Annotated in this window: 12 protein-coding genes; 10 read left to right on the top strand and 2 right to left on the bottom strand. The window is 61.9% G+C overall.

All coding sequences use genetic code 11. The features are described 5' to 3' along the window. Positions 1-80 precede the first annotated feature (80 nt). Together speB and argC are read left to right on the top strand one after the other, a co-directional pair. A complete protein-coding gene (gene speB, locus FKV68_RS06570) occupies positions 81-1,037 on the top strand; it encodes an agmatinase (protein WP_180940738.1) in 957 nt (318 codons plus the stop codon). An 87-nt stretch (positions 1,038-1,124) separates the two neighbouring features. Then, positions 1,125-2,057, top strand: coding sequence for an N-acetyl-gamma-glutamyl-phosphate reductase (argC, locus tag FKV68_RS06565; RefSeq protein ID WP_180940736.1), 933 nt, complete (start codon positions 1,125-1,127; stop codon positions 2,055-2,057). Between the two features lie 71 nt (positions 2,058-2,128). On the opposite strand, the gene FKV68_RS06560 is transcribed toward argC, so the two are convergent. Then, on the bottom strand, positions 2,129-3,232 hold the full coding sequence (locus FKV68_RS06560; RefSeq protein ID WP_180940734.1) for a COX15/CtaA family protein: 1,104 nt from the start codon (positions 3,230-3,232) through the stop codon (positions 2,129-2,131). Between the two features lie 241 nt (positions 3,233-3,473). On the opposite strand from FKV68_RS06560, the gene FKV68_RS06555 reads away from it, so the two are divergent. The 3 genes from FKV68_RS06555 to FKV68_RS06545 all read left to right on the top strand — a co-directional run bounded on the left by FKV68_RS06555 (position 3,474) and on the right by FKV68_RS06545 (position 5,933). Beyond that, complete coding sequence (locus tag FKV68_RS06555) at positions 3,474-3,686, top strand: DUF2842 domain-containing protein (RefSeq protein ID WP_180940733.1); 213 nt, start codon at positions 3,474-3,476, stop codon at positions 3,684-3,686. Positions 3,687-3,701: 15 nt separating this feature from the next. Then, entirely contained in the window at positions 3,702-4,442 is a 741-nt protein-coding gene (locus FKV68_RS06550; RefSeq protein ID WP_180940731.1) for a metallophosphoesterase family protein, read from the top strand. 354 nt (positions 4,443-4,796) lie between these two features. Further along, positions 4,797-5,933 (top strand): GNAT family N-acetyltransferase, encoded by a 1,137-nt coding sequence (locus FKV68_RS06545; RefSeq protein ID WP_245181272.1) that lies wholly within the window; start codon positions 4,797-4,799, stop codon positions 5,931-5,933. Positions 5,934-5,957: 24 nt separating this feature from the next. Here FKV68_RS06545 and FKV68_RS06540 read toward each other — a convergent pair whose 3' ends face one another. Next, entirely contained in the window at positions 5,958-8,096 is a 2,139-nt protein-coding gene (locus tag FKV68_RS06540; RefSeq protein ID WP_180940728.1) for a GumC family protein, read from the bottom strand. A gap of 196 nt (positions 8,097-8,292) precedes the next feature. On the opposite strand from FKV68_RS06540, the gene FKV68_RS06535 reads away from it, so the two are divergent. The 5 genes from FKV68_RS06535 to FKV68_RS06515 are packed head-to-tail and all read left to right on the top strand — an operon-like array spanning position 8,293 to position 14,081. Further along, positions 8,293-8,868 carry a polysaccharide biosynthesis/export family protein gene (locus FKV68_RS06535; protein ID WP_180940726.1) on the top strand — a complete coding sequence of 192 codons (576 nt, stop codon included), beginning with the start codon at positions 8,293-8,295 and terminating at the stop codon, positions 8,866-8,868. A gap of 5 nt (positions 8,869-8,873) precedes the next feature. After that, positions 8,874-10,043 (top strand): glycosyltransferase family 4 protein, encoded by a 1,170-nt coding sequence (locus FKV68_RS06530; protein ID WP_180940724.1) that lies wholly within the window; start codon positions 8,874-8,876, stop codon positions 10,041-10,043. A 59-nt stretch (positions 10,044-10,102) separates the two neighbouring features. Next, the gene (locus tag FKV68_RS06525) at positions 10,103-11,665 is read left to right on the top strand and encodes an undecaprenyl-phosphate glucose phosphotransferase (RefSeq protein ID WP_180940723.1); all 1,563 of its coding nucleotides are present in this window, start codon (positions 10,103-10,105) and stop codon (positions 11,663-11,665) included. Beyond that, positions 11,662-12,906, top strand: a complete 1,245-nt coding sequence (locus FKV68_RS06520) for an O-antigen ligase family protein (RefSeq protein WP_180940721.1) — start codon at positions 11,662-11,664, stop codon at positions 12,904-12,906. The genes FKV68_RS06525 and FKV68_RS06520 overlap by 4 nt, the downstream gene beginning before the upstream one ends. Continuing rightward, the gene (locus FKV68_RS06515; RefSeq protein ID WP_245181246.1) at positions 12,903-14,081 is read left to right on the top strand and encodes a glycosyltransferase family 4 protein; all 1,179 of its coding nucleotides are present in this window, start codon (positions 12,903-12,905) and stop codon (positions 14,079-14,081) included. Before FKV68_RS06520 ends, FKV68_RS06515 begins: the two co-directional genes overlap by 4 nt. Positions 14,082-14,231: the final 150 nt, after the last annotated feature.

Raw genomic sequence — 14,231 nt, 5'->3', positions numbered from 1 at the left:
GTGCACATGATTTTGCCGGCAAGCTCTTGCCTTGCCGGCATCGATTGTCCAACGTCCCGTCAAACTGACGGGAGACGGGCATGGCAAACAAGACGATCGACCACGCGATCACGGCAAGATCACTGACTGCGGCGGCGTCCGATCCCACCCACGCCGGTATCCTTTCCTTCATGCGGCGGAAATACACCAAGCAACTGAAGGGCGTCGACACCGTCGTCTGGGGCATTCCGTTCGATGCGGCAACCTCCAACCGCCCCGGCGCCCGCTTTGGGCCACAGGCGATGCGCCGCGCCTCTGCTATCTTCGACAACGATCCGCAATATCCGTTCGAGCGCGATCTCTTCGCCGACATGGCAACGATCGACTATGGCGATTGCCTGCTCGACTACGGAAATCATGCCAGGACGCCCGTGACGGTCGAGCGCGAGGCGGCGAGGATCCTGAAATCCGGTGCCTATATGCTGACGCTCGGTGGCGACCATTTCGTCACCTATCCCATCCTCAAGGCTCACGCCGCCCTGCATGGCCCCCTCGCCCTCGTTCAGTTCGACGCCCATCAGGATACATGGCCCGACGAGAAGGGTCGCATCGACCACGGCTCATTCGTCGGCCGCGCCGCGCGCGAGGGGTTGATCGACGTCGAGCGTTCGATCCAGATCGGCATCAGGACGCACGCCCCCGACGATTGCGGCATCAGGATCGTCTATGGCTACGAGGTCGAGGATATGCGCGCCGAGGAAATCGCCGACACGATCGTCCGGCATGTCGGGAGCCAGCCCGCCTATCTGACCTTCGATATCGACTGCCTCGACCCGGCCTATGCGCCTGGCACCGGCACGCCGGTGGCGGGTGGTCCGTCCAGCGCGAAAATCCTTTCGGTGCTGCGCAAGCTCGGTGCTCTCCACATCGCCGGCAGCGACGTCGTTGAGGTGGCGCCTGCTTACGACCACGCCGACATGACCGCCATTGCTGGCTCGACCATCGCCATGTATATGCTGGGCCTGCGCGCCGAATGGCTCGCGGAAAGGCGCGGCTAATTCGCAGCGGCCGCTAAGAAAATGATTCAATTCTATGCCAGACTGAATCCGGAAATCTCCGCAACCGTCTGCAGGAACAGGTAAATCATGAAACCGAAGATCTTCATCGATGGCGAACACGGCACCACCGGGCTGCAGATCCGCACCCGCATGGCGGGTCGTACGGATGTCGAATTGCTGTCGATCCCGGAAGCGGAGCGCCGCAACGCCGTGATGCGCGAGGACCTGCTCAACGGCGCCGACATCGCCATACTGTGCCTGCCGGACGACGCGTCGCGCGAAGCGGTATCGATGGTCGCCGGCAACAATCACGTACGTATCATCGACACGTCGACCGCGCATCGTGTCGCGCCCGACTGGGCCTATGGCTTCGCCGAGATGGACAAGGCGCAGCCGGCCAAGATCCGCGAAGCGCGCCATGTTGCCAACCCCGGCTGCTACCCGACAGGCGCCATCGGCCTGATCCGGCCGCTACGCCAGGCGGGTATCCTGCCGGACGGCTATCCGGTCACCGTCAACGCGGTTTCCGGCTATACCGGTGGCGGCAAGCAGATGATCGCGCAGATGGAGGACGAGAATAACCCGGATCACATCAGCGCCCCGCATTTCCTCTACGGGCTGACGCTCAAGCATAAGCACGTCCCGGAAATGAAGATGCATGGCCTGCTCGAACGCGCCCCGATCTTCTCGCCGTCCGTCGGCAAATTCCCGCAGGGCATGATCGTGCAGGTGCCGCTGTATCTCGATGACCTTGCCGCCGGCGCGACGCTTGAAAGCATCCATGCCGCGCTCGTCGAGCACTATGCCGGCCAATCGATCGTCGAGGTTGCCCCGCTTGCAGAAAGCGCCCAGCTCGCCCGCATCGACGCGACGGAGCTCGCAGGCGAGGACACGATGAAGATTTTTGTCTTCGGAGCGAGTGGCGGAACCCATGTCAATCTCGTCGCCCTGCTCGACAATCTCGGCAAGGGCGCGTCAGGTGCCGCGGTCCAGAATATGGACCTGATGCTTTCGGCCTGAATGAAGCCGTACAAAAACAGAGCCCCCGACAGTCGCCTGCCGGGGGCTTTTTTTTGCCGTTGCAGGTTCGCTCAATCGCGGAGTTCGATCGCTGTCGATTTCGGGTATTCGCCGACGAAACCGCGCCAATGCGCGATGGCGAAGCCGAGCACGACCAGTGCACCCGCCTGGTGCAGCACGCCCCAGCCGATCGGCACCTCAAGCACGAGCGTCGTAATGCCGATCATCGCCTGGATCGTCACCAGGGCGAACAGGACCACAGAGCGCCGCGCATGCGTCGTCTCAGGTGCCGCCCGTAACGAAGCAAGCATGTGCGCCAGTGCCAATGCGAACAGCAGATAGGCGCCGGCACGATGGAGGAATTGCACGGTTTTCGGGTTCTCGAAGAGATTGATCCAGGCGGGTTGCTGCACGAACAGCCCTCCCGGGATGATCGCGCCGTCCATCAGCGGCCAGGTATTGTACGTGAAACCTGCATCGAGACCGGCCACCAGCGCGCCCAAATAGATCTGGAACAGGCTCATGACAGCGAGGATCGCGGCCATCGATCGCGATTTCTTGGTCGGCGCGGGGTCGCCCGAATGCGGGCAAAGACCGCGCAGGATCCACATGCAGCCAGCGAAGATCAGGCAGGCGATGACGAGGTGCGTGGCAAGCCGGTACTGGCTGACCTCGGTGCGTTCGACGAGGCCGGAGGAGACCATCCACCAGCCGATGAAGCCCTGGAAGCCACCGAGCGCCAGAATGCCGACAAGCGGCCACCTGAGGCGCCGCTCGATCCGACCCGTTACCCAGAAGAAGAGGAGCGGTAGGGCGAAGATCACGCCGATGGTGCGCGCCAACAATCGGTGCGCCCACTCCCACCAGAAGATCGTCTTGAACTCCTCGACCGTCATGCCCTTGTTGAGCCGTTCGTATTGCGGAATGCGCTGATAGAGCTGGAACTCCTCTTCCCATTGCTCGGCGGAAAGCGGCGGTATGACGCCATGAATGGGCTTCCACTCGGTGATCGAAAGACCGGATTCAGTTAACCGCGTCGCACCCCCGACGAGCACCAAGGCAAACAGAGCGAAGAGAACGACCGCGAGCCAGCCGCGGATCTGCCGGCGGTTGCTCTCTGTCCTGCCGATCTCCTTCAGGAGCGTCTGTTCTGTTGCCAACTCGACGTGGGCCATGACTTTTCCTCATTTCTCACCGGAACGCGGCCGCCCCTGCGGCAAGGTTCCCGAAAGCCGTTGATTTGCACCAGAGTGCCGTGCAAAACAAGGCTGAAGCCTTTGCGGCATGCCGTCGCGGCTACTGCGTGTTTCCTTAAATCGTAGTCAATTTTGGGAATTCAAAGTGCTACAGCGTCGTTGGCGCGTCTGATAAGACGCGCGGCGCTGTAGTGAAGCGCAGTCATCCGAAGGAAATGAAATGCCCGTACGCCTCAGAAAACTGATCGGCACAATCCTCATCATCATCCTCGTCATCGTTTATGCGCTGGCGGCCATTACCTTCGCTTCGCTGCTGCTCGGCACATCGCCGTGGTGGGTGCATCTCATCTATTTCTTCCTGACGGGCCTGTTGTGGATCCTCCCCGCGATGCTGATCATCAAGTGGATGGAAAAGCCGGCCAAGAACCGTTGATTGCCGAGGCGCAAGATGAGGATCGCGGTTATTTCCGATATCCACGGCAACGACATCGCGCTGGAGGCGGTTCTTGCCGACATCGCCGCGCAGGGGATCGCGGAGATCGTCAATCTCGGCGATCATCTCAGCGGCCCGCTCAACGCCGCGAGAACCGCCAACATCCTGACCAAGCGCAACATGCTCGCGATCCGCGGCAATCACGATCGTTATCTTCTCACGCTCGATCCCGCCCGCATGGGGCCTTCCGACCGTGCCGCGCATGACGAGCTTGAACCGTCGCACCTTGCGTGGCTCGCGGATATGCCTGAAACGCTCGTCTATCGAGATGCGCTTTTCCTTTGTCACGGCACGCCGCGCAGCGATGAAACCTATTGGCTGGAAACGCTGACGGCCGATGGCGTGGTCCACATGGCGGGACGCGACATCATCGAGAGCTTCGCCGCGAACATCGACTATCCCGTGATCCTTTGCGGACATACGCACATTCCGCGGGCCATCCGCCTCGCCGACGGCCGCCTCGTCGTCAACCCCGGCAGCGTCGGCTGCCCCGGTTACGACGATGACAAGCCCGTTCCCCACAGGGTCGAAACCGGTTCGCCGGACGCGCGCTATGCCATCGTCGAACGCACTGCCGGCGACTGGAATGTCACCTTCCGTTGCGTGCGCTACGATCATATGGCCATGTCGCGCCTCGCGGCGCGTCGCAACCGCCCCGAATGGGCAAAGGCGCTTGCAACCGGCTTTCTCGACTGAGCTCACTGCGCGTGTTTCAACGCGTGCAGGTCCGCGCCGGTGATTGCAGCAATGTTTCGCGTCACCTTGTCGACCGGCCCGCGGAACACGAGCTCACTGGCGGCGCTTCATGCTTTGCTAACCGCATTCTGCTGTCGCCCGCGAAATAGCCGCCGCTCTGCTCGAAATTAAGCCGAATGTAGCGACATCTACGCTTCAATGGATGCACGGCCCCGCTTTCGAACGGTAGATGAAATGACGAATGCCTGTTTCACTTTGACGTCTTTGAACGACCCGCTGCCGAGTGATCGCGTCTCGACCCAGTGTTCAACAGCACAAGACGCCGAAAAGACAACGGTCTCCATCCACACCGACATGGGCGCCGTCGAAACGGAGTGGCGCGTTCTGGACGAGAACGGCCAGAACTCGCTACACCAGAGCTTCGACTGGTGCGCCGCATGGCAAAAAACGCACGAGAGCCAGACGCTGTTCGTTCGCGGTGCGCGCGGCCGGCGAACGCTCTTTATCCTGCCGCTCGAAATCGACCGCGGTCGGCTCTTCCGCACGGCGCGGCTGATCGGCTCCGATCACAGCAATCTCAACACCGGTTTGTTTGCCGATGAGGATGCAATGCCGCCTACGGAACTCGTGAGCGTGCTGACCTGCGGAGTCAAACGCCAGCTGCGAGGGTTCGCCGATATCGTCACGCTCGACAAGACGCCGGAAACCTGGCGCGGGAAAGTTCACCCGCTTGCCGCCCTGCCCGCCTTGCAGAACGCCGACTCGTCATTCCAACTGCCGCTCCTCGGGAATATCGAACGCACGCTGGCGCAGCTCAACGCGAAGCGGCGGCGCAGAAAGATGCGGATATCGGAGCGGCGCCTCGCCGCCCTCGGCGGCTACGATTATGTGGTCGCCCGCGAGACATCGGAAGCGCGCGCGCTGCTCGACACCTTCTTCCAGCAGAAGGCGGCACGCTTCGAGGCGCATGGCCTGCCGGACGTGTTTCAGGATACCGATACACGCGCCTTCTTCCACCAGCTCGCGAAGAGCGGTCAAGCGGCCGACGGCAAGTTGCTGGAGCTAAACGCCCTCCGCCTCAAGGATGAGCATGAAGGCCGGGTCCTTGCGATCGCCGGCCTTTCGCGCAAGGGCGACCATGTCATCTGCCAGTTTGGCTCGATTGACGAGGAGGTTGCCGCCAACAGCAGCCCGGGAGAATTGTTGTTTTACAGGATAATCGAGCGGCTGTGTTCCGAGGGCGTGGCGCTCTTCGATTTCGGGATCGGCGATCAGCCCTACAAACGCTCGTGGTGTACGATCGAAACCTCGTTGCGAGACATCGTCTTGCCCGTTACGCTCCGCGGACACTTGGCCGCCAATCTTCATCGCGCAGCGATGCTGACCAAGCGCATGATAAAGGCCAACAAAGCATCCTACGCGTTCGTCCAGCGGCTGCGCCAGCGGCGTCAATCACCACTGAAGCCGGCGGCTGCGGCGGAGGAGCATTGAGCGTTTGAACGGCGCGCGTGCGCTTCAGGCCGCGTGGCGATCCGGAAAGTCGGGGTCGCTTTCGCGCTGTCCGGTCATCAGCACGATATTGCGGTATCCAGCCTCGCCGAAGTCTGTGAGCAGTTCCACAATCCGCTCATCGCTGACGGACGAAGCCGACAATATGATTTCCGTGCCTTCTCGCCGGGCAATTCTGGATACGGCGCTGGCGTCAGCTGCGCCACACTCGATCAGGACCAGGTCATAGGCATTGGTGAGCGCGTCGATGATCATCTGCAGCCGCTCGATACCGCGCATTGCTGTCCGCGGGTCGGAATTCCCCCGGGGAACGAGATGCGCCTCCGAGAAGCGGTCCGCGTGTATCGATTCACCGAAGGCGACTTCGCCCGAGAGCAGGTTCGTTATTCCCGGCAGCGCCGGCGATTGTGCCATCAGCCGCGTGGGGCAAGCCGAGCCGGAAAGATCGATGAGAACGATTTTCTGCCCGTCCTCCGCCAGGAGCCGCGCCAGCATGACAGTCGCGGTCGACCCTTCGTCACCGCCCGGCGATACCGAAACTGCGATACGGACGTCCTGGTCGAGAAGGTGGGCGGCAACGAATTCTATCGAGAAGTCGCTTTCCGACGTCTTCGTGTCCTCCGGGGGCTCAGATTCCTGTTCCTCCGCTTCGGTGTCCGCCAGCGCAAGCATCGACTCCGCAGACTCCGGTTCCGCCTTGACGGCGGGCAGTTGTTCGGAAGCGTCCGGTTCCGCAATGGAAACGGGCCGGAGCGCCCGTCCGCTGAAGAGTTCGGTTAGCATGATGACGACACAACTGATCAGGAAGGCGGCGAGTGCCGCGACCACCGTGATCGGCATTACCTTCGGGAAGTCCGGGGTGCTTGGAACGACAGCGTTCGAGATCACGCGCGCATCTGCCGGCATTGCGTTCGCAACGGTGCGCGACGTCGCTTCCCGATACCGGCCGAGATAGGTTTCGAGAAGTTGCCGCTGCGCGGTTGCTTCGCGCTCCAGTGCGCGCAGGCCGACCTCTTCCTCTCCCGCCTGGGCGGATTGCGCCTTGAGCGTGTTGAGGCGCTGCAGCAACTGTTCTTCGCGCAACTGCCCGACCTTCGCTTCGTTCTCCAGACTGACAAGAACCTTACTTGTCTCGGTGCGTATCTGCTGCCTGATGCCTTCAAGCTGGGACTTCAATGCCTTGATCCGCGGGTGGCCGTCGAGCAATGATGTCGACAGATCCGCAATCTGCGCCCGGACGTTGGCTTCGTTTTCCTTCAACCGCTGGATCATCTGCGAGCCGACGACGTCGGTCAGTGTGTCCGGCGCACGACCGTCGGCGAGCGCCGTCCGCACGCCTTTCGTGCGCGCCTCGGCATTGGCCCGCTCTCCGCGCACGCGGGCGAGCTCGCTCGAAATATCGGTAAGCTCACGCGTGGCAAAATTTTCCGTCTGACCGGTTGGCAGCAGGCCGGACGAGGCACGGTAGGCCGCAACTTTCGCTTCCGCCTCACGCACCTTCTCGCGGAGGTTGGCGATTTCCGGCTCCAGCCAGCGGCTCGCCTCCGAATTCGAGTCGAGCTTCGCGCCGCTTTGCAGGGACAAGTAGACTTTTGCCATCTCATCGGGGATGGCCGCCGCGAGCTTGGGATCTTTCGAGGTGAAGGCGATGGCGATCACCCGCGACTTTTCAACCTGATAGACCTGAAGCTTGGAGTCGAACTCCTTCAGCACTCGCTCTTCGGGCGGCAAGTCGAGAGGGTTCTTCTTGAGGCCGAGCATTACCAGAAGATCTGAAAGCGCCGAGGGTTCGGCCGAAGGATCGAACTCCTTGCGTTCATGCAGCTTCATGTTGCGCGCGACCTGCTTGATCAGATCGGCGGAGCGCAGCACTTGCACTTGGCTCGAAATACCCGATTCATCGAAAACCCGATCGGATCCCGCCGGGGCAAGCTGGTTCGTTCCGCTGAATTCCGGTTCGCGCGACTCGATCAGCAGCCGCGCTTCGCTCTGATACTGTGGCGCGATCATCGTCGCGGTGGCGAAAGCCGCAGCCGCGACGCACACCGTGGCGAGCAAGACCCGGGTTCGCCGCTTCCAAACCGCGCGGAAGAGGCCGCCGAGATCTATATCCACATCCTGCTGCCCGCCGCCGATGCTCGACATGCCCCAACTCCGAAGGTTCTTCATTCGGCCGGAAAGTAAAGGAACATGGTAACGCAAGGGTTAATTTCCAGCACAACCCTAAGGCGGCGCTCCTTGTCGACGTCAAAGCAAAATTCCTCGGCGAGTTTACCGGCTATTAACCCTAACGGATCGATAACGTCGCCACAGGTGATCGTTTCCGGAGCCCGAGACCCGCATGTCGACCGCAGGCAAAAAGACAGCACGCGCTATCGCATTGGCGATATTGTCTGCACTGGTCGGCGGCTGCACAAGCTACCAGCCGGCTCCCAAAGCCTTCAGCGAGGCCACCATCCAGCCTTACAGGCTGGACAGCGGCGACCGCCTTCGCATCAACGTCTTCGAACAGGCCGGCCTTACCGGCACCTATACCGTCGATCAGGCCGGTTATGTCGCCTTCCCGCTGATCGGCGCGATACCGTCGCGTGGCCATACGCTGCCGGAGCTGGAGGGCATGATCGCCGCAAAGCTGCGCGAGGGCTTTCTCCGCGATCCGGACGTCACAATCGAGGTGGACCGCTATCGTTCGGTGTTCATCATGGGCGAAGTGGGCCAAGCTGGCCAATACAGCTACGTTCCCGGCATGACGGTCCAGAATGCGATCGCGGTGGCCGGCGGCTTCTCGCCGCGTGCGAACCAGTCGAACGCCGACATCACCCGCAAGATCAACGGCCGCATCATTACCGGCCGCGTGCCGATTTCCGATCCGGTCATGGCCGGCGACACGATCTATGTCCGCGAACGGTTGTTCTGACATCCATGCAGAACGAACGCCCACTGCGCATCCTTCACTGCTTCAGGTCGCCAGTCGGCGGCATATTCCGGCACGTGCGCGATCTTGCCGAAGCCCACGCCAATGCCGGGCACGAGGTTGGAATTCTGTGTGACAGCACGACCGGCGGCGCCCACGAGGACGCGCTGTTCGATGCTATCCGCCCCTATCTGGCGCTCGGCATCGTTCGCCTGCCCATTCACCGCGCCATCGGACCGTCCGACATCTTCGCACTGTGGCGCAGCTATAAGGAAATCAGAAGTTTGCAACCGGATGTGCTGCACGGGCACGGCGCCAAAGGCGGCGTCCTTGCGCGCATCATCGGTTCAGCCTTGCGGGTCAACAAGTATCGCGTAGCCCGCCTCTATTCGCCCCATGGCGGCAGCCTCCACTACGATTCAAGATCGCTGAAAGGTCGTGCGATTTTCCGTCTCGAGCGGCTGCAGGAGCGCCTCACCGACGCTCTTGTCTTCGTCTGCGATTACGAACGCCAAACCTATTTCACCAAGATCGGCCGGCCGCCCGGTCGCAACGAACTGATTTACAATGGCATCGACGACCGCGAATTCGATCCCGTCACGATTGCGCCCGACGCGGTGGATTTTTTGTACATCGGCATGATGCGGGACCTCAAGGGTCCCGATCTGTTTGTGGAGAGTTTTGCCGCGGCCGAGCGGATCGCCGGTCGGCCTCTCTCCGCTCTGATGATCGGCGACGGGCCGCAACAGCAGCAATACGAAGAGATGAAACTGCGCAAGGGGTTGGGGCGACGCATCAGGATGCTTCCGGCCATGAAGGCGCGAGAAGCCTTCGCGCTTGCGCGTACGGTCGTCATCCCGTCGCGGGCGGAAGCGATGCCCTACATCGTGCTTGAGGCGCTTGCCGCCGGTAAGCCCGTCATCGCAACACGGGTCGGAGGGATCCCCGAGGTTTTCGGCGCCGACAGCGGCGCTCTTGCCGAACCTAAGGTCGATTCGCTCGCTCAGATCATGGCCGCCACGATCGTCGAGCAGGACTGGCCCGAAAGAATGATGCCGGATCCCCACGCGTTCAAATCCCGCTTCGCCGCGTCGGTCATGACGAGGAGCGTGATGCGGCTATATCGCGATCTGGCAGGCGATGCGGCTCGCGCACGAGAACAGCTGCTTACAACGTAAGCGTTTCTTAGTGGCTTTCTGCTATCCGGGCGCAGGGACTTCAGCGCCAGGAAGAGACCATGAACCACTACGAGAGGCCCGAAGCATTCAATCCGGAAGTGCTTCGCAAGAAGATCTCCGAGATTCGCACGGCCGCCCCCGAAGAGACGATCGGGGAGAAAGGCGCCACGGAGCTTAATCCGCTGGCTCGACAGATCGCGCTTCAGTTTCGCGCCGACACCTATTCGCCGGCCATGATCACCGGCCTCATCCGGCTGCTCGATTTCTGCGTTCTCTTCGCCATCGGCTATGGCATCAACGCGTATTATGTCCAACCGGCCGTCGAACAACTGCCCGTTTATCTTGCAATTCTCGCCGGCGGCTCGGCGCTCGCCGTCGCGGCCATCCAGATCGCAGATGGCTATCATGTACCGGCGCTCAGGGCCTGGCTGCGAATGTCGCCCCGCGTTCTGGGCGCTTGGGTGACCGCCTTCGGCGCGATAGCGCTCGCGCTTTTCTTTCTGAAAACCGGGCATCAATATTCCCGCGTCTGGATCGCGGGTTGGTTCATCGGCGGCGCGCTCTTCCTTATCGCTCAACGCGCCTTCATCGCCTATTCGATCCGCCATTGGTCGCGCAACGGGACGATGGAGCGTCGTGCGGTCATCGTTGGTGGCGGCCAGGCGGCCAAGGACCTGATCCGCACGATCGAACATCAGCCGGACAACGACATCCGCATCTGTGGCATCTTCGACGATCGCGACGAGCGGCGATCGCCAAACATGATCGCCGGCTACCCGAAATTGGGCACGGTCAACGAACTCGTCGAATTCGCCCGGCTTGCGAGGATCGACATGCTGATCATCTCGCTGCCGCTGACTGCGGAAAAGCGAATTCTCGAACTGTTGAGGAAGCTCTGGATCCTCCCGGTCGACATCCGCCTGGCGGCACACGCCAACAACCTGCGCTTCCGCCCGCGCAGCTATTCCCATGTCGGACAGGTTCCGATGCTCGACATCTTCGACAAGCCGATCGCCGATTGGGATTCCGTGGCGAAGCGCTGTTTCGACATTTTTTTCAGCGTCGTCGCGCTCCTTCTCCTATGGCCGGTGATGCTTGCCGCCGCTGTCGCCGTCAAGATCACGTCGCCAGGGCCGATCATCTTCAAACAAGCCCGACACGGCTTCAACAACGAGACGATCGAGGTTTACAAGTTCCGCTCGATGTACGCGCATATGAGCGATCCGACCGCTCGCAGCGCCGTCACCAAGGGAGACCCGCGGGTGACCCCTGTCGGCCGCTTCCTGCGCAAGTCTTCGATCGACGAACTGCCGCAGATCTTCAACGTATTGAAGGGCGAACTCTCGCTGGTCGGCCCGCGCCCCCACGCCGTTCTGGCGCAAACCCGCAACCGAACCTATTCCGATGTCGTCGAGGGTTATTTCGCCCGCCATCGCGTCAAGCCGGGGGTGACGGGCTGGGCACAAATCAACGGTTGGCGTGGCGAGATCGACAATGATGAAAAGATCCGGTTCCGCACCGCTTTCGATCTCTACTACATCGAGAATTGGTCGCTGCTCTTCGATCTGAAGATCCTTGTGCTCACGCCGTTCCGGTTGCTCAACACGGATAACGCCTATTGATCTCCGCGAGCGCATCCCCGCCGATCGTTCTCCGCTCCCAGCTTGCCGCGGTTTCGCTGGTCGGTTCCGGCCTGGTCACGGTCGCGGTTTTTCTTTCCGGCTTCGTCATCGACGAGCCGGCGCCTTACGAACTCTTCATGGCGTGCCTCATCGGCTTGTGGGCACTCTTCGGGCTGAAGATTTCCCGCTATGTGGCGCCGTTGCTGTCTCTGCTCGTGCTGTTCATGGTTGGCGGGATGCTGTCGCTGACCGTGATGGCGGACCTTGCCACCGGGCCGATGTACATGGCCGTCTCGGGCTTCCTCGCGCTCTCGGCGGTCTTCTTCGCGGCGATCATCGAAGATCGTCACCAAAGGCTGCGGCTGATCTTTAATGCCTGGGTTGCTGCCGCGATCATCACGGCGCTCCTCGGCATTCTCGGCTATTTCGGCGCAATGCCGGGCGGTGCCAACTTCACGCTCTACGATCGCGCGAAGGGAGCGTTCCAGGATCCGAACGTTTTCGGCCCCTTCCTCGCCGCGCCGGCGCTCTATCTCATTCACGGCCTCCTTACCCAGCCGATCCGCCGAGCGCCGCCGAAGATCGTCGGCCTTCTTATCCTGGCGCTCGGCGTTTTCCTCTCCTTCTCGCGAGCGGCCTGGGCGCTCAATCTCTTCTGCGTCGTCGCCTTTGTCTTCGTCATGCTGCTGAAGGAGCGAAGCGGCCTCTTCCGCCTGCGCATACTGGTGCTCGCGCTCTGTGGCGCGCTCTTCATCGTCGCCGCACTGGCAGCCGCCCTGCAGTCCGAGCAGGTCGCAACCCTTTTCTCCAGCCGTTCCCAGCTTGTTCAGGAGTATGATGGCGGACATCTCGGGCGGTTCGACCGCCACCGGATCGGTTTTCTGATGGCGATGGAAAAACCGCTCGGCATCGGCCCCCTGGTCTTCAGCACCATCTTCCCGGAGGACGAGCACAATATCTGGCTGAAGTGCCTGACATCCTACGGCTGGATCGGCTTGATCGCTTACGTGACGCTGATCGCGTGGACGCTTTCGCTCGGCTTCCGCTTCCTCCTGCTCGACCGGCCATGGCAACCGTACCTGATGATTGCGTGGGTGACGCTGATCGGCCATGCTGGCGTCGGCAACGTCATAGACACGGACCATTGGCGTCATTTCTACATGCTGCTTGGCATCGTCTGGGGATGTGCCGCGCTCGAATATCGCTTTCAAAGGTGCGCCCCCGCCGGAAGGCACATATGACCATGGACACGCCCGCAACCGACGGATCGTTCGCCCGTCCGTTGCGCCTTCTCGAAGTGCTGGAGCCAAGCGGGGGCGGGTCCGGCCGGCATTTCCTCGATATTTGCCGCGGCATGCAGGCGCGCGGCCATCACGTCGAGGCGATCTATTCGCCGGTACGAGCGGAAGACGGCTTCGTCCGGGAGCTCAAGGCAATCGACTTGCCCGCTGTCCACGCGGTCGACATGGAGCGTGCACCTGGACCGTCCGACCTCGCGGCCTTTCGCGCCATTCGGCACATCAGTCGAACCGCTGGGCCGTTCGACGTCGTGCACGGCCACAGTTCCAAGGCTGGCGCCCTCACGCGTCTGCGGCTGCCCGGACGTCACACGCCGCGCGTCTACACCCCCCATGCCTTCCGGACGATGGACCCGGCGCTTGATCGTAGCGGGCGACTAATCTACGGCGCCATCGAGTGGGCCCTGGCGTGGTTTTTTACCGATCACCTCATCACGGTTTCCGATGACGAGCGCACCCATGCACTGTCGCTCGGCATGCCCGAACGACGAATATCCGTGATCGTCAACGGGGTTTCTCCCCCCTCGCCCGATATGGCAAAGACGGTTCGCGCGAGCTTCGGGATTCCGGCAGACGCGTTTGTCTTCGGCTTCATTGGGCGTCTTTCCAGCCAGAAGGCGCCGGAACGGCTCATTGACGCCTTCAAAGGCGCGGCATCGTCGGTCAAGAACAGCTATCTCGTGATGATCGGTGCCGGCGAACTGGAGGAGGAGCTTCGCCGCGCGATCGCGGCAAGCGGGTTGCAAAGCCGCATTCACCTGACCTCCGCCTTTACCGGGCCGCAGGCGGTGGCCGCGTTTGATCTCGTCGTCATGCCAAGCCGCTACGAAGCGATGTCCTATGTCATGCTGGAGTCCGCGGCCGCGGGCAGGCCGATCATCATCGCCGATGTCGGCGGCGCCAGAACCGTCATTCACAACGGCGAGAACGGCTTCATCATTCCCAACAGCGACGATGTTTCGCAGCTCACGAAGACAATGATCGCGGCGGCAAGCCCGGAAAGCTATCCCGCGTTCCTCAAGGCGGCCGAGGTCCGCAAGGATCGGTTCACGCTCGACATAATGCTTGACCGGACGGAAGAACTCTACCGCCGTTTGGCGGCGCGGAAGCGGCGCTGAGCGAGTACCTATCCGCAAGGCAGACACAACGGCGCCGCACGTCTTAGTCAGACGCGCAAAGGACGCTGACTTGCTGAAGGGGGACTGCGGGTGGTTCGTCGAGAGGCGTCGGATGCTGTGCGCCACGCCCATCAGGGAGGCCCCGCATCC

This window comes from Sinorhizobium mexicanum, assembly GCF_013488225.1.
GTDB lineage: Bacteria > Pseudomonadota > Alphaproteobacteria > Rhizobiales > Rhizobiaceae > Sinorhizobium > Sinorhizobium mexicanum.
This window is presented reverse-complemented; position numbering and strand designations above follow the sequence as displayed.

Coding starts and splice junctions, on each gene's coding strand:
- speB (WP_180940738.1), top strand. CDS start 81: ATGGCAAACAAGACGATCGACCACGCGATCACGGCAAGATCACTGACT.
- argC (WP_180940736.1), top strand. CDS start 1,125: ATGAAACCGAAGATCTTCATCGATGGCGAACACGGCACCACCGGGCTG.
- FKV68_RS06560 (WP_180940734.1), bottom strand. CDS start 3,232: ATGGCCCACGTCGAGTTGGCAACAGAACAGACGCTCCTGAAGGAGATC.
- FKV68_RS06555 (WP_180940733.1), top strand. CDS start 3,474: ATGCCCGTACGCCTCAGAAAACTGATCGGCACAATCCTCATCATCATC.
- FKV68_RS06550 (WP_180940731.1), top strand. CDS start 3,702: ATGAGGATCGCGGTTATTTCCGATATCCACGGCAACGACATCGCGCTG.
- FKV68_RS06545 (WP_245181272.1), top strand. CDS start 4,797: ATGGGCGCCGTCGAAACGGAGTGGCGCGTTCTGGACGAGAACGGCCAG.
- FKV68_RS06540 (WP_180940728.1), bottom strand. CDS start 8,096: ATGTCGAGCATCGGCGGCGGGCAGCAGGATGTGGATATAGATCTCGGC.
- FKV68_RS06535 (WP_180940726.1), top strand. CDS start 8,293: ATGTCGACCGCAGGCAAAAAGACAGCACGCGCTATCGCATTGGCGATA.
- FKV68_RS06530 (WP_180940724.1), top strand. CDS start 8,874: ATGCAGAACGAACGCCCACTGCGCATCCTTCACTGCTTCAGGTCGCCA.
- FKV68_RS06525 (WP_180940723.1), top strand. CDS start 10,103: ATGAACCACTACGAGAGGCCCGAAGCATTCAATCCGGAAGTGCTTCGC.
- FKV68_RS06515 (WP_245181246.1), top strand. CDS start 12,903: ATGACCATGGACACGCCCGCAACCGACGGATCGTTCGCCCGTCCGTTG.